This window comes from Pseudomonas sp. 22515, assembly GCF_052044625.1.
Lineage (GTDB): Bacteria > Pseudomonadota > Gammaproteobacteria > Pseudomonadales > Pseudomonadaceae > Aquipseudomonas > Aquipseudomonas alloputida.
In genome coordinates this window covers 146,530-163,913 of sequence record NZ_JBQENN010000004.1, presented here as the reverse complement: position 1 = coordinate 163,913, position 17,384 = coordinate 146,530, and the positions used below count along the sequence as shown (strand labels likewise).

Below are 17,384 nucleotides of genomic sequence, written 5' to 3'. Positions count from 1 at the left end.
ATGCGGCTGTTGCTGGTTGAGGATGACATTGCACTGGGGGAAGGGATCTGCGATGGCCTGCGCCAGGAGGGGTACACCCTCGACTGGTTGCGTGACGGTGTCAGTGGCTTGCATGCGCTGCAGCACGAGACCTTCGACCTGCTGATCCTGGACCTTGGATTACCCCGTATGGATGGCATTGAGCTACTCAGGCGATTACGCGCCGGCGGCGACAGCTTGCCGGTGCTGATCCTCACCGCGCGGGATGCCCTCGATGATCGCATTGCCGGCCTGGATTCCGGTGCCGATGACTATCTGGTCAAGCCTTTCGACCTCAACGAGCTCAAGGCACGCTTGCGTGCCTTGCTGCGGCGCAGCGTCGGGCGCGCCAAGGTACTGATCGAGCATGCCGGGGTCAGCCTGGACCCGACCACCCAGCAAGTGCATTACAACGGCGTCGACGTTGTGCTCACCCCCAAGGAGTACGTGCTGTTGCATGAGTTGCTGGCACATCCCGGCAAGGTATTCACGCGTGAGCGCCTCACTCAACTGCTGTATGGCTGGGATGAAGAGCCGGAGAGCAACACGCTGGAGGTGAACATCTACCATCTGCGCAAGAAGCTGTTCAACGGCCTGATTCGCACGGTGCGCGGCATTGGCTATCTGGTCGAGGTCAAGGCATGAGCTCGCTACGCCAGCGTACGCTGTGGCGCGTGATGCTCTTGCTGCTACTGGGCACCGGCCTGCTCGCGCTCTATAACTACCATGACAGCAGCCACGAAATTAACGAGGTGTATGACGCGCACCTGGCCCAGAACGCGCGTTTGCTGCAAGGCGTCATGAGCATGCCGGTACAAGAGGGCTCGCGTGAGGCGCTGTATCAGGCCTTCAACGATGCCTTGGGCAAAGCGGGGCGGCACCAGGTGGGGCACCCTTACGAAAGCAAGCTGGCATTCCAGGTCTGGGGTGAAGGCATGGCGTTGCTGGTGCATACACCCAGTGCGCCGCCCATTGACCCACCACCCACTGCTCCAGGGTTCTACGACTTTTCCAGTGGCGGTGAACAATGGCGCGGGTTCGTTTTGCCGGTGCCGGAAAAGCACTGGCTTATCTGGGTGGGTGAGCGTGATGATGTGCGCTACGACCTGATCGACCGCATCGTTCGCCACACGCTGTTCCCGTTCCTGCTTGGCAGCCTGGCGTTGGCACTGCTGGTGTGGGCTGCGATCGGCTGGGGGCTGCGGCCACTGCAGAACATGGCCAATGTCATCCGCAGGCGCCATGCCGATTCGCTGGAGCCGCTGCAACTGGTACCGCTTCCCACTGAACTGGAGCCCATGCAGGCGGCCATCAATCGCTTGCTGGCGCAGATCGACGATCTGCTGCGGCGTGAGCATCGCTTCATTGCCGATGCTGCCCACGAAATGCGTACGCCTCTTGCCGTACTGCGGCTGCACGCGCAGAACGCGCTGGCCGCCAGCAATGATGCCGAGCGCCAGAAAGCCCTGGGCTTTCTTGTGGGCGGGGTCGATCGGCTGACACGGGTGGTCAACCAATTGCTGACATTGGCCCGCGTCGAGCCAAGACTGGGGCAGCGAGCCAGCACCCGGATCGACCTGGCCGAGGTCGTCACCGAAACCCTGGCTGAACTCACCCCATGGATACTGGACCGTGGCCTGGAACCCTCGCTGGACATTGACGAAGGGGACCACCACCTGCAGATCGACGCCGGCGCGCTGGGCATTGCGCTACAGAACCTGGTGTCCAACGCGGTAGAACACTCACCGCCTGGGGGGCGCATCGCCGTGTCACTGCGGCGTCTGGACAGCAGCATAGAACTGGTCGTCGAGGATGAAGGGACGGGTATCGATGAGGAGAGCCTGTCCCGTGTATTCGAGCGCTTTTACAGCCGAAACAGCCCAAATGGTGCTGGCCTCGGGCTGTCAATCGTCGCGACCATCATCGACCGTATGGGGGGGCAGGTACGCCTTGAAAACAGAGCGGGCAGCGGGCTGGCCGCTACCTTGTCGTTTCCACTGTCTTGAATCACCTTTGCTTCAGATGGATCGCTGATTGACCCGCTCAGACAGCTGCTCGGCGCTTTCCTTGCGCTCTGAATAGCGATCGACCAGGAATGCCTGGCGGTCGCGCAGCAGCACGGTAAACTTCACCAGCTCCTCCATGACATCAACCAGGCGATCGTAGTACGGCGATGGCTTCATCCGCCCGGTGTCGTCGAACTCCAGATAAGCCTTGGGTACCGAAGACTGGTTCGGGATGGTGAACATCCGCATCCAGCGGCCCAGCACGCGCAACTGGTTGACCACGTTGAACGACTGCGATCCGCCGCACACCTGCATCACGGCCAGGGTCTTGCCTTGGGTGGGACGCAATGCCCCCAGCGCCAAGGGAATCCAGTCGATCTGTGCCTTGAACACCGCCGACATCGCCCCATGGCGCTCCGGCGAGCACCACACCTGGCCTTCTGACCACTGCACCAGTTCACGCAGCTCCTGCACCTTGGGATGCTCCACGGGTACATCGTCAGGCAGCGGCAGACCCGACGGGTCGAAGGTGCGGGTTTCGGCACCGAAGTGCTCCAGTAGGCGTGCGGCTTCTTCTACCAGCAAGCGACTGAAGGCGCGTTCTCGGGTAGACCCATACAGCAGCAGGATGCGTGGTTTGTGTTCGCAGGTCGGGGTTGCCGAAGGCGGCAGGTCGAACAGCGTGAGGTCGAGGTTAGGCAGTTGCTCGGACATGTTTTCTTCCTGTTCAAAGCGAGCCGATGCGATCCAGCGCGTGCTTGAGCTGCTCGCGGTCGAGGTGATCGAACGGCAGCGCGAAGAAGGCCTGGCAGCGAGACTCGATGCGGGCCAGTGTGGCCCGGAACGCCGCATCGACCGATGCTTCGTCACCCACGACATCGGAGGGGTCTTCCAGCCCCCAATGCGACTTCAGCGCAGGGCCGAAATACACCGGGCAGGCTTCGCCCGCTGCCTTGTCGCAGACGGTGATGACGATGTCGGGTGGGTTGCCCTCGAACGCATCGTTGCCTTTGCTGCTCAAGCCCTGGGTCGAGATATTGGCCTGCTGCAACGTGCTCAGGCTGCGTGGCAGTACCTGGCCCTTGGGGAAACTGCCAGCGCTGACTGCCTCGAAACCGGGCGGTGCCAGGTGGTTGAACATTGCTTCGGAAAGGATGCTGCGGCAGCTGTTGGCCGTGCACATGAACAGGACTCGCATGGAGGGCTCCTCCGCTGGGGGGGCGAACGTCAGAGGCTCAGGCGCAGTGCCAGAGCAGAAAGGGTGATCAGCAAAACCGGTACCGTGAGCAGCAGGCCGACCTTGAAGTAGTAACCCCAGGTGATGCGCATGCCTTTACGCGCCAGCACATGCAGCCAAAGCAGTGTGGCGAGGCTGCCAATCGGGGTGATCTTCGGGCCGAGGTCGCAGCCAATGACGTTGGCGTAGATCATCGCCTCACGTACCACGCCCTCTGCGCCGCTGGCCTGGATCGACAAGGCGCCGATCAGCACGCTGGGCATGTTGTTCATGACTGAGGACAGCAGCGCGGAGATCAACCCGGTGCCAATGGCCGCGCTCCACAGGCCCTGCTCGGCAAGCCTGTCCAGCAGGTGGGTGAGCATGTCCGTGAGGCCGGCGTTCTTCAGGCCGTACACCACCAGATACATGCCCAGAGAAAAAATCACCACCTGCCACGGCGCTTCCCGCAGCACGCGACGGGTTGAGATGCGGTGACCGCGAGCGGCCACGGCAAAGAGGATTGCGGCACAGACGGCGGCCACCGCACTGATCGGGATGCCCAGAGGTTCCAGTACGAACAGGCCTGCAAGCAACACCAGCAGCACCCACCAACCGACTTTGAAGGTAGCGTGGTCATGAATTGCCTCGCTCGGCGCCTTCAGCGCATCGAGCGCGTACTGCTTGGGGATATCACGACGGAAGTACAGAAACAGCACCAGCAGGGTGGCCGCCACGCTGGCGATATTCACCGGCACCATCACCGATGCGTATTCGGCGAAGCCCAGGCCGAAGTAGTCGGCCGAGACGATATTGACCAGGTTGGAGACCACCAGCGGCAGGCTGGCCGTGTCGGCAATGAAGCCTGCGGCCATGACAAAGGCCAGTGTCGCTGCAGGTGAGAAGCGCAGCGCGAGCAGCATCGACATGACGATGGGGGTGAGGATCAGCGCCGCACCGTCGTTGGCGAACAGCGCCGATACAGCGGCGCCGAGCAGTACGCAGAAGGCGAACAGGCGGTAGCCGCTGCCGTTTGCCCAGCGCGCCACATGCAATGCGGCCCATTCGAAGAAACCTGCCTCATCCAGCAGCAAGCTGATGATGATGACCGCGATGAACGTGGCGGTGGCGTTCCAGACAATGGCCCATACGGCAGGGATGTCATGCAGCGAAACGGCGCCTGTAGCCAGGGCGATGATGGCGCCTAGCGCGGCGCTCCAGCCAACACCGAGCCCTTTGGGCTGCCAGATGACCAGTATGAGGGTGAAGACGAAGACAGCAATGGCGGGCAGCATGAAAATCTCGCTTGGTGATGATCAGCAGCAGACGGAATCACGCACGGGGCGACCGTCCATGTTCTTCAGCCGAAGGGCATTGTCAGCCAGCCATTGCGAATTGGCGTGCAAGGTGACCTGAAGCATTTCGTGAACCCAGGAAGGCAGCTCCGGATTCAGGCGGTAATACACCCATTGGCCCTGACGGCGGTCCAGCAGCATGCCATTGCTGCGCAGTTGTGCCAGATGGCGACTGATCTTGGGTTGGCTGTCGTCCAGCGCGCACATCAGTTCGCAGACGCACAGTTCGCCCAGGCTGGCGATAAGCAGCGTGGCGCGAGCGCGGGTTTCGTCAGAGAGGCTCTTGAAGACATCGGGCGGTGTGATCATGGGGGTGCCTGTACATACGGAAAGCCGAATATACGTATTTCCATATGTTCGAGCAAGCATTCCTGGGCTTGTGCGCTTGCAGCTCACCATGGCCACGCCCTTCGGTCGACAAAAGCAGGGTTTTGGCAGGCTTCAGACGCTGATGGCACTGCAGGGTGTATAGTGCTTGCTCGGGTGACTGTCGTTCAGTGGCTCATAACCGAGAGGCCAACATGTCCCAGACGTACCCCAGCGCGGCCCAAAAAGCCCATGTGCGCATCTGCGAGCAGGTCGAGGCCTTCCTTCAGCATGGCGGCCGCATTCAGCAGGTAGCGATCGGTGTCACCGGCTACGCTGAAGGTGTTTCCAGGGCGCAGTGGAAAAAAGGGCGCACTGCAAAGCCTTGAGGATGTCGGCAGTGCGCCTTTGTGGTGCTCGGCGTCCCAAACATTGACCCATGGCGCCAGGCCGGTCGCACCCGAACCGGCCTGGCGCTTTTGATTCAAGCGGCCCGTTGCTCACCCTTAAGCAGTTTTTTCTGCGCTTGCATGGCGAGCCCCAGCTCGTCCAGTTGGTCTTTCCCCAGCAGCTTTTTCGCGGTAGGGAAGAGCGCTTCCTCCTCTTCCTCGATGTGATGCTCAAGCAGCTCCTTCATCACCTTGACCCGACCGGCGAACTCAAGGGTGCCTGTTTGCGTATGCAGCAGATCAGGGAGCACCAGGGCGTCGACAGTCCGGTGTTCTTCCTTGGCTTCGTAATACATCTTGGCTTCCTCTTTACCACCGGCTTGCTTGATCGCCGGGTAGAGGATGTCCTCCTCCAGAGCAGTGTGGATCTGCAGTTCCTGCCCAATGCGCTGCAGCAGTTCGGCGCGCTTCTTCACGGCACGTTCTGTGGTCGCGCAGAGCTCTTCCAGCAGTTTCTTGACCAACTTATGGTCTTGAATCAGCAAATCGATAGCATTCATGGTGTCACCTCGTCGCGGGCGAATGAACAATGGCTTGCATGGAATTGAGTGACAGTGGGCGGCAGGGTTCAACGTCGATGATGGCTGGCAAAGCGCGCTTCGAGGTCACGGTGCGATTACGCGCTGCCAGAAGCCCCAAGGCCCGCGTATGCAGGCCTCGGCCGCACATTCAAAGGATAGGTTTGCCCCCCGTCACGGCGTACCGCGAACCCGAGATGTAGCTGGCTTCATCGGACCCCAGCAAGACATAGATTGGCGCCACCTCCACAGGTTGTCCCGGCCGCCCCATCGGGTAACCGGAACCGAAGTTCCTCACCGCCTCATCAGGCATGGTGGCCGGGATCAGCGGGGTCCAGATCGGGCCGGGTGCGACGCTGTTGACGCGAATGCCCTGCTTGCCCAGCAATTGCGCAAGGCCTGCAGTGAAATTGGCAATGGCACCTTTGGTCGCGGCATAGGCCAACAGGCTGGGTGACGGGTCGTCCGAGTTGACCGAGCTGGTGTTGATGATCGAACCGCCTTTTGGCATCGAGGGCAAAGCGCGCTGGCAAATGCGGAAAATGGCGGTGATGTTGGTATCGAAGGTCTTCACCCATTCATCGTCGTCAATGTCGTCCAGGCTTTCATGGGCCATCTGGAACGCGGCGTTGTTGACCAGGATATCGATGCGACCAAACTGCGCCACGGTCTTGTCGACGATGTCATGGCAGTGCTGTTTCTGTGCCAGGTCGCCGGGTAGCAGCAGGCACTGGCGGCCAGCCGCTTTGACCCAGCGCGCGGTTTCCTGCGCATCGTCGTGTTCATTCAGATAGGCAATGGCAACGTCAGCGCCTTCTCGGGCATAGGCAATGGCCACCGCACGCCCGATGCCGCTGTCAGCACCGGTTATCAAGGCGATCTTGCCTGCGAGGCGATTGTTGCCGGTGTAGCTCTGCTCACCGCAGTCCGGATAAGGATCCATCTCGCGCTGGGAACCGGGAACGCTTTGCGGTTGGGAAGGGAATGGCGGGGTAGGGTAGTCGCTCATGCTGGAAGCTCCTGCAGGTTTGGAACGCTCATTCCCATTCGAAAGGCGCGCCAGGCCGGTGTTGAAGTGGATCTTCGTGCTGAGCGACGAGCGGTTGATGCACCCATTCCCAGTGAATTTTTACCCACCGCATGGCTCTACCGCTGACGGGGCTTGCTGGCATGGGTGAGGCCCACGTTATCAAGGAGTCTGCGGTGCCTCGAATCATCACGCCTTCCACGCCGGAACATGAGATCGATCAGACGAACGAGAGGATGTTCGGTACGCCCAAGGAGAGGCTGGATTTCTATCGACGCGAAATTCAGTATGAGACCACCATTCTGGCCAACCGTACCGACGCTTATCTTGCGGCCCAGTCGTTCCTGGTGATCGCCTACGTGTCATCGATGGGTAACCTGAACCAAAGCTGGGGCGAAATGTTCACCCTGATGGTCCCGGCTTTTCTCGCACTGCTCGGCGTGCTCAGTACACTGAATGCCTGGCCTGGCATCCGCGCGGCCTTCCGGATTATCGAGCACTGGCAGATGAAGCAGAGCCACTTGCTGCGCAGCGAACCGCTGATGGGGCTGGCCTATGACGAGTCGCCGCTGTTCTGCGAGGCCGAAACCTCTCAGGCGGGGCACCGCAAATCGCTGCTGTTTTCCTTGCGCACGCCCTGGATTTTCCTCTGCTTCTGGGTGTTGCTGGGCAGCTATTCGGTTTTCATCCAGCTGGCGTGATCAGTGCGTGCTGGTCGGCATCATGGGCGACCAGCACGCGCTGAGCAGTAGCAGGGTCAGTCTGCCAGTGCCTTGATCAACTGCTCATTGAAGGCGGGGATATCGTCCGGCTGGCGGCTGGTGATGAGGTTGCCATCGACCACCACTTGTTCATCCACCCACGTACCGCCCGCATTGCGAATATCATCTTGCAAGGTCTTGTAGCTGGTCATTCGCTTGCCTTTGGCCAACCCGCTCGATATCAGCAGCCACGCGCCGTGGCAGATAACCGCCAGTGGCCTGCCAGCCGCATCATGGCTTTTTAGCAGTTTCTGCGCACCGGGGATCAAGCGAATCGTGTCGGAGTTCTGCACACCGCCGGGCAGCACCAAGGCGTCGTAGAGGTCAAGCTGCGCACTGTCGAAAGTCGCATCCACGCTGAACGCGTCGGCGGGTTTGTCATGGTTCCAGCCACGTACCGTGCCTTCTTTCTCGCTCAGGATATCGACCACCGCGCCGCTGTTTTCCAAGGCTTCACGCGGGCCGGTCAGTTCCACCTGTTCAAAGCCATCGGTGACCAGAAAGGCCACGCGCTTGCCGTTCAATTGTGCACTCATCATTTTCTCCTCGTGCTGATAGGCCTTTCATAAGGGCCTGCAAACAGCGAGCAAAGTTCCTGCTCGATGCCTGGCGGTATGGGGAGAACCTGCTAACGGTTGCGCACGGTGTCCAATGCAGGCGACCAGACCGTATGACCGCAACGTGAACACGCCAGGGTGTCATGAGGCTCATGGTAGGCCGGGAAACCACAGCTCACGCAGCAATGCAACCCGGCGCCGGGCGGGGATGTGTACTCCGGGCGATGCTCGACCGGCAGCACTGACAAGCCTGGGCGTGTGTCTTGCTGATCGTAGAAATACAAACTGAGATCGCCATCGGTTTCCAGAAGGCCCAGTCGAACCTGGCCCAGGTGCTCGACACCTTGCTGGCGTAGCTCCATGAACAGCTCATTCGGTGAAATGTTCATGTGACGCAGCGAATGGATTTCGTACATGCCCTCTTTCACTACCGTGACTGGCAGCCCGTCGATCCAGGCTTCGCAGGTTCTGTTTCGCCTCATGAGGTAGACCGTTCCTCGGTAAAGCATGAACAGGGTGAGGAAAACCAAGGCCACCGGAAGCAGCGGTACGTCCTCGTAAAAGGTCACATCGCCGGCCGCTGAGCCCAGGGTGAGAATGACCACGAGCTCGAACCGGGACAGCTGTCTGATCCCGCGCCGGCCACTGAATTTCAGAAAGAAGAACACGGCCAGGAAGGCCGCTGAAACACGCACAGCGACCTCCAGCAGAAAGGTAAAGGGAAAGTCGCCTATCAGCATCCGCTGCAGATCAAACGAAACCATTCGTTCCACCCTTCCTTCTGCCGTTGTCAGATAAAGGGTTGACCGTTCTCGCTCAGGGCTGGTTCATCGACTTGGCCTGCAACTCTCCGCGCGCGTCACCAGGGAATCGGCGTGCCGTCCCACGCCCAGAACGTTCCGCTCTGCGCCGGGCCGTGACGGCTCACAAGCGCCAGGATGCAGGTGGCGGCAAACGCGGGCGAGAACAGTTTGCCTGGCGGCACATTGCCCTGAAAGGGTCGGGAAAGCTGGGTGTCGGTGGTGCCGGGATGCAATGTAAGTACCGTCGACGCGGGGTTCAGTCGCTTCAGCTCGATGCTTGCAGTGCGCAGAAGCTGGTTGAGCGCGGCTTTGCTGGCACGGTAGCTGTACCACCCACCCAGGTGATTGTCGCCGATCGACCCAACCCGCGCCGACAAGGCGACGAAGGCCAACGGTTGCCGACGCAGCAGCGGCAGCAAATGCTTGAGCAGCAGAACAGGGGCGAAACAGTTGGTTGTGAAAGTGCTCAGCAACCCCGCCATGTCTAGCTGGGTCAGTGCTTTTTCAGCCCGCGCCGGGCCTTCTTGCAGCACGCCAAGCGTACTGAAGACCAGGTTCAGTTGGTCGCAGCAGGCGCCCACCTGCGCGGCCAGTGTTTGCAGTGCCTGCTCGGATCGGGCGTCGCAGTCGAGGCGAACCAACCGTCGCGCGTGCTCTGTGAACAAGGTATCCAGCGCAGGGCTGGTGGTGGCGCGTCGCGAAACGGCGAACACCAGCCCGATGTCATCGCGCGCCAGCAACTGCGTGCACAATGCCAGGCCGATCCCTTGGCTGGCCCCGCAGACCAGCACGTTGGCGGGTGTCTGAAGGTCGTTTATCAGGCTCATCGGCGTGTCCTCTTGGCTGGGCGCTGGTGCCTCGTCCTGTGATGCCTGCCAACGTTCTTGCACATGGCAGGGGCGAGCTCACAGCAGGATATAGTCGCTGTACTGCCGTAAGCCGTCATGGGGCCCTTCGATCAAGTGCACGTAACGGCCGTTCACCCAGTCGATCGGCAGGCAATCGTCGACGTCCAGTACCGCATCGGTATGCGGCTTGAGCCAGTCTGCCTGCAGGCTCTGCTTGGCCAGTTGCTTGGCCTCGGCCTTGTCCCTGGCCACCACCAGCAGGTAGCGGTGTGCCTCGCCAAACACCCCGGGCTCGTAGCCGCCCAGGTTGATGAAGAACAACCTGGGATCGTGTGGGCCAGGCGCTACCTGACTGAATTCGAGGCGGTAGTGGTCAATACCGTGGACTTCCATCCACGCGTCGATGTGCAGGCCCGTTCGGCTCCCGAACCAGGCTCGGCGCAGATGTGGGTAAGCTTGTTCAAGTGAGTCCGCCTGCGCGAACAACACATCGTGGACCTCGATATTGGCCCGTGGGTGGCGTCCACCGAGCATGACGACGTACAGCATGAGCAATTCCTTCTATCTCGACTTTCATGGGTGTTCGATAACGGGGCGCGAGGCTTGCAGAAATATGCATGCTGGGCATTAAAAACTATACATGACTCGTCAAATATCTGTACAAGCGTCTACTATTGTATAGTATTTAGCAAAGTGCTCGAGGTCAGAATGGCGCACCCTGCACGTTGGACCTGTCTATGCCTGCTGCTAGCCGCCATGTCGTCGGCGGCAGACTGGCGAGCGGAGCTGCCTGCGGCGCAACGGCTGGGCGCCGGTGATTTCACCTGGTTTGGCCTGCGGCTGTATACCGCCCGGTTATGGGCAGTTGGCCCGGTTCAGGACTGGAACCAACCGTTCGCCCTTGAGCTGCTCTATCACCGTTCATTGTCCAGGGACACGCTGGTCAAGGCCAGCCTTGAGGAAATGCAACGCCTGGGTGGCGGCAGCATGACGGCACAGCAACGCGCGGCATGGACCAGGGCGATAGAGCAGGCATTCGTGGACGTGACGCCTGGTATGCGCATCACGGGCCTATACCTGCCGGGGCAGGGTTGCCGCTTTTACGTCGACGGCAAACTGAGCCATGCGATCGACGATCCGGTGTTCGCCCGGGCCTTCTTCGCCATCTGGCTTGACCCGCGGGCCAGAGATCCCCAATTGCGTCAGCGGCTGCTTGGGCTGGCTGGCGATGACCGAGGAGCCTGAACATGTACAAAGCGCTGTTGCTGGCTGCCTGCCTGCTTCTGGGCAGTTGTGGCAATGTCGGTATCGAGCACTATGCCCAGGAGCAGCCGAAGCTGGACCTGGCGGCGTTCTTCTCGCGCCCGGTTCAGGCGTGGGGGATGTTCCAGAAGCGTTCCGGGGAGGTGGTCAAGCGCTTCCACGTGCGCATCGACAGCCGCCGCGAGGGTGAGCGGCTGATCCTCGACGAACATTTTCTTTATAGCGATGGCACACGCCAGCAACGTACCTGGACGCTGGTGCCGGACGGCCCCGGGCGCTGGCGGGGAACCGCGGGGGACGTGATCGGCGAGGCGCGTGGCGAAGTGGCGGGCAACGCGCTGCGATGGCGTTATCAACTGGACCTGCCGGTCGATGGGCGGCACTGGCAGGTAGACCTGGACGACTGGATGTACCTCATGGATGACGACACCCTGATCAACCGCTCGAGCATGAGCAAGCTGGGCGTTGAGATTGGCCAGATCACCTTGTTCTTCCGCCGCCTGCCAGAGGGCACACCATGAACCTGATTGCGCTGACCCAGCTGGTTTCGACCGGCGAAGCCAAGGAACTTGAACTGCTGTCGCTAGAAGGGGGCTTCTACCTCCTGCGCGCCCTGACCGACGCCGGCCCTGTGACATTGAGCGATGCCCAGGGGCAGCCCGTGCGCGTGCGCTCCACGACCGAACTGCGGCAGTTGCTGGTCGACCTGCCGCCGGTGCCATGCATGCTGGTGCAGCAGGTGGTGCACGATGAGATGTGCGGACAACGCGACGGCCCCATCGCGCCGCTGCGCGTACCGGTAACGCTCACCAGCCAGTGGTAGCCCGGACGATGCGCCTGGGCCTGGTGCTGGGTGACCAACTGTCGTTCGACCTGGCAAGTCTGGCGTCCCTTGACCCTGCTCGCGATGCGGTCCTGATGGCGGAAGTGGAGGGGGAGGCCCGATACGTACCGCATCATCCGCTGAAGATCATTCTCATCTTCAGCGCCATGCGGCATTTTGCCCAGGCCCTGCGTGAACGGGGTTGGCAGGTGCACTATGTCGAGCTGGATGCCGAGGGTAACAGCGGCAGCATCGTGGATGAGTTGCGTCGATGGCAACAAGCCTTGGGCGCCACCCACATTCACTTGACCGAGTGCGGTGAGTGGCGCCTGGAGCAGGCCTTGCGTGATGCCGCACTGCCGCTTGTGTGGTTTCGCGACACGCGTTTTCTGTGCTCCCGTGAAGCCTTCGGGCGCTGGGCTACAGAACGTCGCCAGCTGCGTATGGAGCACTTCTACCGTGGCATGCGCAAGCGAACCGGCCTGCTCATGGAGCCTGACGGCAGCCCGGCAGGTGGGGCCTGGAATTTCGATGGCGACAATCGCAAACCGTTGCCACGGCAGCTGCGTGGCCCGTTCGCTGCGCATTTCGCGCAAGACGACATCACGGCAGCGGTGGTAGCCTTGGTGCGTCAGCGCTTCAGCGACCACTACGGGGGCGTCGACGGTTTCGACTACCCCGTGACCCACGCCGAGGCACAACAGCTGTGGCAGCATTTTCTGGATTTCGGCCTGGCGGCTTTCGGTGACTACCAGGATGCGATGGCCGAAGGCGAGCCGTACCTGTTTCATGCGCGCATCAGTGCGTCGCTCAACATCGGGCTTCTGGATGTGCGTCGTCTGTGCGACGACGTCGACAAAGCCTGGCGCGAGGGGCGGGTGCCGCTCAATGCAGCCGAAGGCTTCATTCGCCAGCTGATCGGCTGGCGTGAGTATGTGCGTGGCATCTATTGGCAGCGCATGCCGGCGTATGCCGGGCTCAATCACCTGAACAACGACCGGGCGCTGCCAGATTTCTACTGGACCGGGCGCACCCGCATGCGCTGCATGGCGCAAGCCATCGGGCAGACCCTGCGGTTGGGCTACGCTCACCATATCCAGCGGTTGATGGTTACCGGCAACTTCGCCTTGCTGGCCGGTATCGTGCCAACCGCGATTTGTGAGTGGTACCTGGCGGTCTACATGGATGCCTTCGAGTGGGTCGAACTGCCCAACACGCTTGGCATGGTGATGCACGCCGATGGCGGCTACCTGGGGTCCAAGCCGTACTGCGCCAGTGGTCGTTATATCCAGCGCATGTCCGATCATTGCAAGGCTTGCAGTTACAGAGTCGACCAGGTGACCGAAGAGGAGGCCTGCCCGTTCAATGCCTTGTATTGGCATTTTCTCATTCGCCATCGCCCCCAGCTCTCGGCTAACCCGCGCCTGGCCCTGGTTTATCGTAGCCTCGATGGCATGCCCGCTGGCCGTCGCGATGCCGTGTGGCAACGTGGCCAGTCATTGCTGGCGCGGCTCGATGCGGGGCAGGCGTTATGAAAAAGAGCCTTCTGCCCAGCAAGGTTTGCGTGGTGTGTGGCCGGCCGTTCACCTGGCGCAAGCGCTGGGCACGCTGTTGGGAGCAGGTGCGTTACTGCTCCGAGCGATGTCGCCGGTCAGCGCCGCGCCGCGATGCGCGCCAGCAGGGGCAGGGCCAACGCCCAAGTCGGCATCAGTAGCAGGCCGGTTTCCAGCGCGCCCAAGGGCAAGGCGACACCTGCCAGCCTTGCGCCGCCTACATAGGCCAGAGGGCCGCCAATCGCCCCCAGCAGTGCGCCGATTCGCCAGTGCCTGCCGGCCCATGCCAGGCTGTGACGCATCCCGCTGGCCAGCACCAACCACAGCAGCGCTAGCCACAGCGGCAGGGGCCAGGCGTCGAAACCAAACACCCCCAGTGCTCCCAGCACGCTGTCGAGCACACAGCCGATAAAGGTGACGCGCACCAGCGCCTTGACCTCGGCATGGATGTCCGGGCACAGGCGCAGGTGCACTGCCACGCCCGGAATCACCAGCAGCAACAACAAGGGCCGCTCGGCCCCCAGCACGCAGACCCACCAGCCGGCTTGCAGCCAGAGGGCATTGGCGATCAGCCAGCGGCTGCGCATCAGGCACTGCCAGGCAAGGGCGCGCGGCGTGCCTGGGGTGCTGCCCAGAGCAGGTGCGCAACACCGATGGCGCGTTCCTCGAAACCGCCTTGGCAGTAGCAGAGGTAAAACTCCCACAAGCGCTGGAACATGTCATCGTAGCCAAGGTCCGTCAGCGCAGTGCGTGCCTGACGCAGGTTTTCGCGCCAGTGTCGCAGGGTGTGGGCGTAGTCCAGGCCAAAATCGTCCATGTGCACAAGGTTCAGGCCAGTGTGCCGGCTGGCGGTGTCGAGCAACACGCTCAGCGAAGGCAGAGCGCCACCGGGGAAGATGTAGCGCTGGATAAAGTCGACCGAGCGCTGCGCTTGGGCATAGCGCTGGTCGCGGATGGTGATCGCCTGCAATAGCATCAGGCCTTCAGGCTTGAGCAGCGAAGCACACTGGCGGAAATACACCGGCAGGTAGCGATGGCCAACCGCTTCGATCATCTCGATGGAAACCAGTTTGTCGAACGTGCCTTGAAGGTCGCGGTAGTCTTCGCGGAGCACTTGCACACGCTGCCCCAACCCCAGGGCCTGAACGCGCTCCAGGGTATGGCTGTACTGCGCCTCGGAGAGCGTCGTGGTGGTGACCCTACAGCCGTAACGGGTGGCTGCGTGGATAGCGAGGCTGCCCCAGCCGCTGCCAATTTCCAGCAGGTGATCGTCAGGTCTCAGTTCGAGCTTCTGGCAGATGCGCTCCAGCTTGTGCAGCTGGGCCTGCTCCAGTGTTTGCTCAGGGTGTTCGAATTGCGCAGCCGAATACATCATGGTGGGGTCCAGCAGCCGCTCGAACAGGGCATTGCCCAGGTCGTAGTGGGCCAGAATGTTGCGCCGGGCTCCACGCTTGTCGTTGCGGTTGAGCCGGTGCAGCAGGCGCAGGGCAGGGCGGCCCAGGCGGGCCAGGCCGCCCTCGAGCGCGTCGAGCACTTCGAGGTTGGCGACGAACAGGCGGGTCACCAGCGCCAGGTCGGGGCTGCGCCAATAGCCGTGAATGTAGGCTTCGCCAGCACCGATCGAGCCATTGCCGGCGATCAGGCTCCAGGTGGCGTCATCGAGGATCTCCACCTCGGCCTGCAACGGGCTGTCGGCATCACCGAAACTCCACTGCTGCCCGTGGCTGAGCAGGCGCAGGTGGCCGTGACGCAGCTTGCCCAACTGGGCGAGCACGGCGCTTCGTGCCAGCCCGCCGAGCAGTGGCGCAAGGCCTGCGAACTTGCTAACGCTCAGGGTGGGATTTGACATCATCAAGGTCCTCGCAAGGTTGGCCGAGTGCCAGGTCACGCTGGCAGGTGGTGTGGTCATGCACGGGGGTGCGTTTGAGTAACAGGCGCAGCGCTTGCCAGTAGATGGCCGAGACAGTGCGCAGGCTCATCCATGGGAAGTTCAGGACATACCGACGTAGCGCTGCTCCGTCCAGTGGCGTGCGGCGCAGGGCGAGATCGGCCTCGAACACCTTTGTGCCGCCTTGCCAGTTCTGCATCTGAATGCGTACATGGTCCGTGTTCAGGAAAAAGCGCAGGCGATAGTCCATGTCCAGCGGCATGAACGGCGACACATGGAAGGCCTTGCCGACGCTGAAGGGGCTGGCAAGGTTGCCTTGCACCGGTAGCACGTAATGAAAGCGTTCACGCCAGGGTGTGTTGCGCACTTCCATCAGGATCGCACTCAGGCGCCCGTCGCGGTCATGGCAGAAATAGAAACTCACCGGGTTGAACGACAGCCCCCAGCAACGCAGTTGCGTGAGCAGCTGTACCCGGCCTTCGGGCAGATGCCCCGTCGCCTGCCCGACCAGCAAGCGTGCAGCCTGGGCCAGCGATTCGCCTTGGCGGGTCAGGGCGGGCAGGTAGTCGGTCTCGCGCCAGCACAACGGCGCCAGGCGCCAGTGTCCCAGCAAGCGTGACAGGCCCATCAGCCAGGATTGTTCGTCCAGGTCCAGGTAGAACATGCCGATCCGGTAGCGGAACGCGTGGACCCGCGGCGTCAGCCGACGGTGGCTGATCCAGCCCAGGCAGAGGCTGCTGTTCACAGGTGCTCTCCGAAGTGCGCGGCCACCTTCAGTGCGCTGACCACCCCGTCTTCATGAAAGCCATTGCCCCAGTAGGCACCACAAAAGTAACTGTGCTGCTGACCCTGCAGTTGCCCTTGGCATGCCTGGGCAGCCGACGCTGCAACGCTGTACTGGGGATGGGCGTACTGGAAGCGGGCGATGACCTGCGCCGGGTCTATCAGTGCGGTTTGGTTGAGGCTCACACAGAAGGTTGTCGGTGCCTGGATACCCTGCAGAATGTTCATGTTGTAGGTCAGCGCGGCGGGCGCCCGCTCAGGGCCGCCCAGGCGGTAGTTCCAACTGGCCCAGGCGCGCTGGCGGCGTGGCAGCAGGCGGGTATCGGTGTGCAGCACCACGTCGTTGCTGGCGTAATCGATGGCGCTGAGTACGGCGCGCTCCTGGTTGCTGGGGCTTTCCAGCAGCGCCAGGGCCTGATCACTGTGACAAGCGAACACCACATTGTCGAAGCGTTCGGTGCCGGCCGCGCTCACGAGGGTCACGCCACCTTCGTCGCGGCTGACGCGGTAAACCTTGCAATTGAGGCGGATGCGCTCAGCAAACGGTCGGCACAGCGGCGCGACATAGCTGCGCGAGCCGCCTTTGATCACCCGCCACTGTGGGCGTTGGTTGACCGACAGCAAGCCGTGGTTGCGACAGAAGCGCACGAAGAACTCAAGCGGGAAGTGGAGCATGTCTGCGCGAGACATCGACCAGATCGCCGACCCCATTGGCACGACGTAATGATCGATGAAGCGTTGCCCATAGCGGTTCGCTTGAAGGTAGTCGCCCAGCGTGGTGCTGGCATCGATACGCTGGTTGTCCAGGTCGGCCAGTGCCTGACGGTTGAAACGCAGAATGTCCCGGATCATCCCCCAGAACCCTGGGGACACCAGGTTGCTGCGTTGGGCGAACAGGGTGTTCAGGTCGTGACCGTTATATTCCAGGCCCGTCATCGGGTCATGCACGGAAAAACTCATCTCGGTCGGCTGTGAAGGGACCTTGAGCTGGTCGAGCAAGCGGATGAAGTTCGGGTACGTCCAGTCGTTGAAGACGATGAAACCGGTATCTATCGCATGCTGCTGGCCTTTCCAGACCACATCAAGGGTGTGGGTGTGGCCCCCGACCCATTGCTCGGCCTCGAAAACCGTGACTTCGTGCTGGCGTGACAGCAAATGGGCGCAGGTCAGCCCCGCGATGCCACTGCCGATGATTGCTATACGCATGGAT

Annotated in this window: 23 protein-coding genes; 9 read left to right on the top strand and 14 right to left on the bottom strand. The window is 61.7% G+C overall.

Annotation, left to right across the window (positions count from 1 at the left end):
• Together ACTJJN_RS06370 and ACTJJN_RS06365 are read left to right on the top strand one after the other, a co-directional pair.
• Positions 1-663 (top strand): response regulator, encoded by a 663-nt coding sequence (locus ACTJJN_RS06370; protein ID WP_440781130.1) that lies wholly within the window; start codon positions 1-3, stop codon positions 661-663.
• Positions 660-2,024: a sensor histidine kinase gene (locus ACTJJN_RS06365; RefSeq protein WP_012052739.1), complete on the top strand. Its 1,365-nt coding sequence runs from the start codon at positions 660-662 to the stop codon at positions 2,022-2,024. Before ACTJJN_RS06370 ends, ACTJJN_RS06365 begins: the two co-directional genes overlap by 4 nt.
• Before the next feature lie 12 nt (positions 2,025-2,036).
• Here the strand turns inward: ACTJJN_RS06365 and arsH are convergent, their stop codons facing one another.
• Genes arsH through ACTJJN_RS06345 form a run of 4 tightly spaced genes read right to left on the bottom strand, consistent with a single transcriptional unit; the run spans position 2,037 to position 4,904 of the window.
• Positions 2,037-2,738 carry an arsenical resistance protein ArsH gene (gene arsH, locus ACTJJN_RS06360; RefSeq protein WP_012052738.1) on the bottom strand — a complete coding sequence of 234 codons (702 nt, stop codon included), beginning with the start codon at positions 2,736-2,738 and terminating at the stop codon, positions 2,037-2,039.
• Between the two features lie 13 nt (positions 2,739-2,751).
• On the bottom strand, positions 2,752-3,222 hold the full coding sequence (locus ACTJJN_RS06355) for an arsenate reductase ArsC (RefSeq protein WP_012052737.1): 471 nt from the start codon (positions 3,220-3,222) through the stop codon (positions 2,752-2,754).
• Positions 3,223-3,251: 29 nt separating this feature from the next.
• Positions 3,252-4,535 (bottom strand): arsenic transporter, encoded by a 1,284-nt coding sequence (locus tag ACTJJN_RS06350; protein ID WP_012052736.1) that lies wholly within the window; start codon positions 4,533-4,535, stop codon positions 3,252-3,254.
• Positions 4,536-4,556: 21 nt separating this feature from the next.
• The gene (locus ACTJJN_RS06345) at positions 4,557-4,904 is read right to left on the bottom strand and encodes a metalloregulator ArsR/SmtB family transcription factor (RefSeq protein WP_014756342.1); all 348 of its coding nucleotides are present in this window, start codon (positions 4,902-4,904) and stop codon (positions 4,557-4,559) included.
• A 212-nt stretch (positions 4,905-5,116) separates the two neighbouring features.
• Here ACTJJN_RS06345 and ACTJJN_RS06340 point away from each other — a divergent pair, with 212 nt between their 5' ends.
• Positions 5,117-5,290: a hypothetical protein gene (locus ACTJJN_RS06340; protein WP_017147688.1), complete on the top strand. Its 174-nt coding sequence runs from the start codon at positions 5,117-5,119 to the stop codon at positions 5,288-5,290.
• 95 nt (positions 5,291-5,385) lie between these two features.
• Here the strand turns inward: ACTJJN_RS06340 and ACTJJN_RS06335 are convergent, their stop codons facing one another.
• On the bottom strand, positions 5,386-5,850 hold the full coding sequence (locus tag ACTJJN_RS06335; protein ID WP_014756344.1) for a hemerythrin domain-containing protein: 465 nt from the start codon (positions 5,848-5,850) through the stop codon (positions 5,386-5,388).
• Between the two features lie 169 nt (positions 5,851-6,019).
• Positions 6,020-6,877: a glucose 1-dehydrogenase gene (locus tag ACTJJN_RS06330; RefSeq protein WP_017147687.1), complete on the bottom strand. Its 858-nt coding sequence runs from the start codon at positions 6,875-6,877 to the stop codon at positions 6,020-6,022.
• 194 nt (positions 6,878-7,071) lie between these two features.
• Here ACTJJN_RS06330 and ACTJJN_RS06325 point away from each other — a divergent pair, with 194 nt between their 5' ends.
• On the top strand, positions 7,072-7,596 hold the full coding sequence (locus ACTJJN_RS06325; RefSeq protein ID WP_010953640.1) for a hypothetical protein: 525 nt from the start codon (positions 7,072-7,074) through the stop codon (positions 7,594-7,596).
• 56 nt (positions 7,597-7,652) lie between these two features.
• Here the strand turns inward: ACTJJN_RS06325 and ACTJJN_RS06320 are convergent, their stop codons facing one another.
• The 4 genes from ACTJJN_RS06320 to ACTJJN_RS06305 form a co-directional block, all read right to left on the bottom strand.
• Positions 7,653-8,192 (bottom strand): type 1 glutamine amidotransferase domain-containing protein, encoded by a 540-nt coding sequence (locus tag ACTJJN_RS06320; protein ID WP_012052730.1) that lies wholly within the window; start codon positions 8,190-8,192, stop codon positions 7,653-7,655.
• A gap of 92 nt (positions 8,193-8,284) precedes the next feature.
• Positions 8,285-8,977 (bottom strand): DUF421 domain-containing protein, encoded by a 693-nt coding sequence (locus tag ACTJJN_RS06315; protein ID WP_017147685.1) that lies wholly within the window; start codon positions 8,975-8,977, stop codon positions 8,285-8,287.
• A 95-nt stretch (positions 8,978-9,072) separates the two neighbouring features.
• A complete protein-coding gene (locus ACTJJN_RS06310) occupies positions 9,073-9,843 on the bottom strand; it encodes an SDR family NAD(P)-dependent oxidoreductase (protein ID WP_440781129.1) in 771 nt (256 codons plus the stop codon).
• 78 nt (positions 9,844-9,921) lie between these two features.
• Positions 9,922-10,413 carry a DUF1543 domain-containing protein gene (locus ACTJJN_RS06305; RefSeq protein WP_014756350.1) on the bottom strand — a complete coding sequence of 164 codons (492 nt, stop codon included), beginning with the start codon at positions 10,411-10,413 and terminating at the stop codon, positions 9,922-9,924.
• 159 nt (positions 10,414-10,572) lie between these two features.
• On the opposite strand from ACTJJN_RS06305, the gene ACTJJN_RS06300 reads away from it, so the two are divergent.
• From ACTJJN_RS06300 to ACTJJN_RS06280, 5 genes are read left to right on the top strand one after another with little or no spacing between them, the layout of a single operon-like run.
• Positions 10,573-11,109, top strand: a complete 537-nt coding sequence (locus tag ACTJJN_RS06300; protein WP_012052726.1) for a chalcone isomerase family protein — start codon at positions 10,573-10,575, stop codon at positions 11,107-11,109.
• Between the two features lie 2 nt (positions 11,110-11,111).
• Positions 11,112-11,648 carry a DUF3833 domain-containing protein gene (locus ACTJJN_RS06295; RefSeq protein ID WP_003254010.1) on the top strand — a complete coding sequence of 179 codons (537 nt, stop codon included), beginning with the start codon at positions 11,112-11,114 and terminating at the stop codon, positions 11,646-11,648.
• Positions 11,645-11,950: a DUF6482 family protein gene (locus ACTJJN_RS06290; protein WP_012052724.1), complete on the top strand. Its 306-nt coding sequence runs from the start codon at positions 11,645-11,647 to the stop codon at positions 11,948-11,950. The genes ACTJJN_RS06295 and ACTJJN_RS06290 overlap by 4 nt, the downstream gene beginning before the upstream one ends.
• Before the next feature lie 8 nt (positions 11,951-11,958).
• Positions 11,959-13,485: a cryptochrome/photolyase family protein gene (locus ACTJJN_RS06285; protein ID WP_440781128.1), complete on the top strand. Its 1,527-nt coding sequence runs from the start codon at positions 11,959-11,961 to the stop codon at positions 13,483-13,485.
• Positions 13,482-13,664 carry a DUF2256 domain-containing protein gene (locus tag ACTJJN_RS06280; protein ID WP_440781127.1) on the top strand — a complete coding sequence of 61 codons (183 nt, stop codon included), beginning with the start codon at positions 13,482-13,484 and terminating at the stop codon, positions 13,662-13,664. The genes ACTJJN_RS06285 and ACTJJN_RS06280 overlap by 4 nt, the downstream gene beginning before the upstream one ends.
• On the opposite strand, the gene ACTJJN_RS06275 is transcribed toward ACTJJN_RS06280, so the two are convergent.
• From ACTJJN_RS06275 to ACTJJN_RS06260, 4 genes are read right to left on the bottom strand one after another with little or no spacing between them, the layout of a single operon-like run.
• Positions 13,602-14,090 carry a DUF2878 domain-containing protein gene (locus ACTJJN_RS06275; RefSeq protein ID WP_440781126.1) on the bottom strand — a complete coding sequence of 163 codons (489 nt, stop codon included), beginning with the start codon at positions 14,088-14,090 and terminating at the stop codon, positions 13,602-13,604. The two genes, ACTJJN_RS06280 and ACTJJN_RS06275, sit on opposite strands and share 63 nt — an antisense overlap.
• Positions 14,090-15,352: an SAM-dependent methyltransferase gene (locus tag ACTJJN_RS06270; RefSeq protein WP_161773664.1), complete on the bottom strand. Its 1,263-nt coding sequence runs from the start codon at positions 15,350-15,352 to the stop codon at positions 14,090-14,092. Before ACTJJN_RS06270 ends, ACTJJN_RS06275 begins: the two co-directional genes overlap by 1 nt.
• On the bottom strand, positions 15,327-16,136 hold the full coding sequence (locus ACTJJN_RS06265; protein ID WP_440781125.1) for a DUF1365 domain-containing protein: 810 nt from the start codon (positions 16,134-16,136) through the stop codon (positions 15,327-15,329). The genes ACTJJN_RS06270 and ACTJJN_RS06265 overlap by 26 nt, the downstream gene beginning before the upstream one ends.
• Positions 16,133-17,380, bottom strand: a complete 1,248-nt coding sequence (locus ACTJJN_RS06260; RefSeq protein WP_440781124.1) for an NAD(P)/FAD-dependent oxidoreductase — start codon at positions 17,378-17,380, stop codon at positions 16,133-16,135. Before ACTJJN_RS06260 ends, ACTJJN_RS06265 begins: the two co-directional genes overlap by 4 nt.
• Positions 17,381-17,384 lie beyond the last annotated feature (4 nt).

Coding starts and splice junctions, on each gene's coding strand:
- ACTJJN_RS06370 (WP_440781130.1), top strand. CDS start 1: ATGCGGCTGTTGCTGGTTGAGGATGACATTGCACTGGGGGAAGGGATC.
- ACTJJN_RS06365 (WP_012052739.1), top strand. CDS start 660: ATGAGCTCGCTACGCCAGCGTACGCTGTGGCGCGTGATGCTCTTGCTG.
- arsH (WP_012052738.1), bottom strand. CDS start 2,738: ATGTCCGAGCAACTGCCTAACCTCGACCTCACGCTGTTCGACCTGCCG.
- ACTJJN_RS06355 (WP_012052737.1), bottom strand. CDS start 3,222: ATGCGAGTCCTGTTCATGTGCACGGCCAACAGCTGCCGCAGCATCCTT.
- ACTJJN_RS06350 (WP_012052736.1), bottom strand. CDS start 4,535: ATGCTGCCCGCCATTGCTGTCTTCGTCTTCACCCTCATACTGGTCATC.
- ACTJJN_RS06345 (WP_014756342.1), bottom strand. CDS start 4,904: ATGATCACACCGCCCGATGTCTTCAAGAGCCTCTCTGACGAAACCCGC.
- ACTJJN_RS06340 (WP_017147688.1), top strand. CDS start 5,117: ATGTCCCAGACGTACCCCAGCGCGGCCCAAAAAGCCCATGTGCGCATC.
- ACTJJN_RS06335 (WP_014756344.1), bottom strand. CDS start 5,850: ATGAATGCTATCGATTTGCTGATTCAAGACCATAAGTTGGTCAAGAAA.
- ACTJJN_RS06330 (WP_017147687.1), bottom strand. CDS start 6,877: ATGAGCGACTACCCTACCCCGCCATTCCCTTCCCAACCGCAAAGCGTT.
- ACTJJN_RS06320 (WP_012052730.1), bottom strand. CDS start 8,192: ATGAGTGCACAATTGAACGGCAAGCGCGTGGCCTTTCTGGTCACCGAT.
- ACTJJN_RS06315 (WP_017147685.1), bottom strand. CDS start 8,977: ATGGTTTCGTTTGATCTGCAGCGGATGCTGATAGGCGACTTTCCCTTT.
- ACTJJN_RS06310 (WP_440781129.1), bottom strand. CDS start 9,843: ATGAGCCTGATAAACGACCTTCAGACACCCGCCAACGTGCTGGTCTGC.
- ACTJJN_RS06305 (WP_014756350.1), bottom strand. CDS start 10,413: ATGCTGTACGTCGTCATGCTCGGTGGACGCCACCCACGGGCCAATATC.
- ACTJJN_RS06300 (WP_012052726.1), top strand. CDS start 10,573: ATGGCGCACCCTGCACGTTGGACCTGTCTATGCCTGCTGCTAGCCGCC.
- ACTJJN_RS06295 (WP_003254010.1), top strand. CDS start 11,112: ATGTACAAAGCGCTGTTGCTGGCTGCCTGCCTGCTTCTGGGCAGTTGT.
- ACTJJN_RS06290 (WP_012052724.1), top strand. CDS start 11,645: ATGAACCTGATTGCGCTGACCCAGCTGGTTTCGACCGGCGAAGCCAAG.
- ACTJJN_RS06285 (WP_440781128.1), top strand. CDS start 11,959: ATGCGCCTGGGCCTGGTGCTGGGTGACCAACTGTCGTTCGACCTGGCA.
- ACTJJN_RS06280 (WP_440781127.1), top strand. CDS start 13,482: ATGAAAAAGAGCCTTCTGCCCAGCAAGGTTTGCGTGGTGTGTGGCCGG.
- ACTJJN_RS06275 (WP_440781126.1), bottom strand. CDS start 14,090: ATGCGCAGCCGCTGGCTGATCGCCAATGCCCTCTGGCTGCAAGCCGGC.
- ACTJJN_RS06270 (WP_161773664.1), bottom strand. CDS start 15,352: ATGTCAAATCCCACCCTGAGCGTTAGCAAGTTCGCAGGCCTTGCGCCA.
- ACTJJN_RS06260 (WP_440781124.1), bottom strand. CDS start 17,380: ATGCGTATAGCAATCATCGGCAGTGGCATCGCGGGGCTGACCTGCGCC.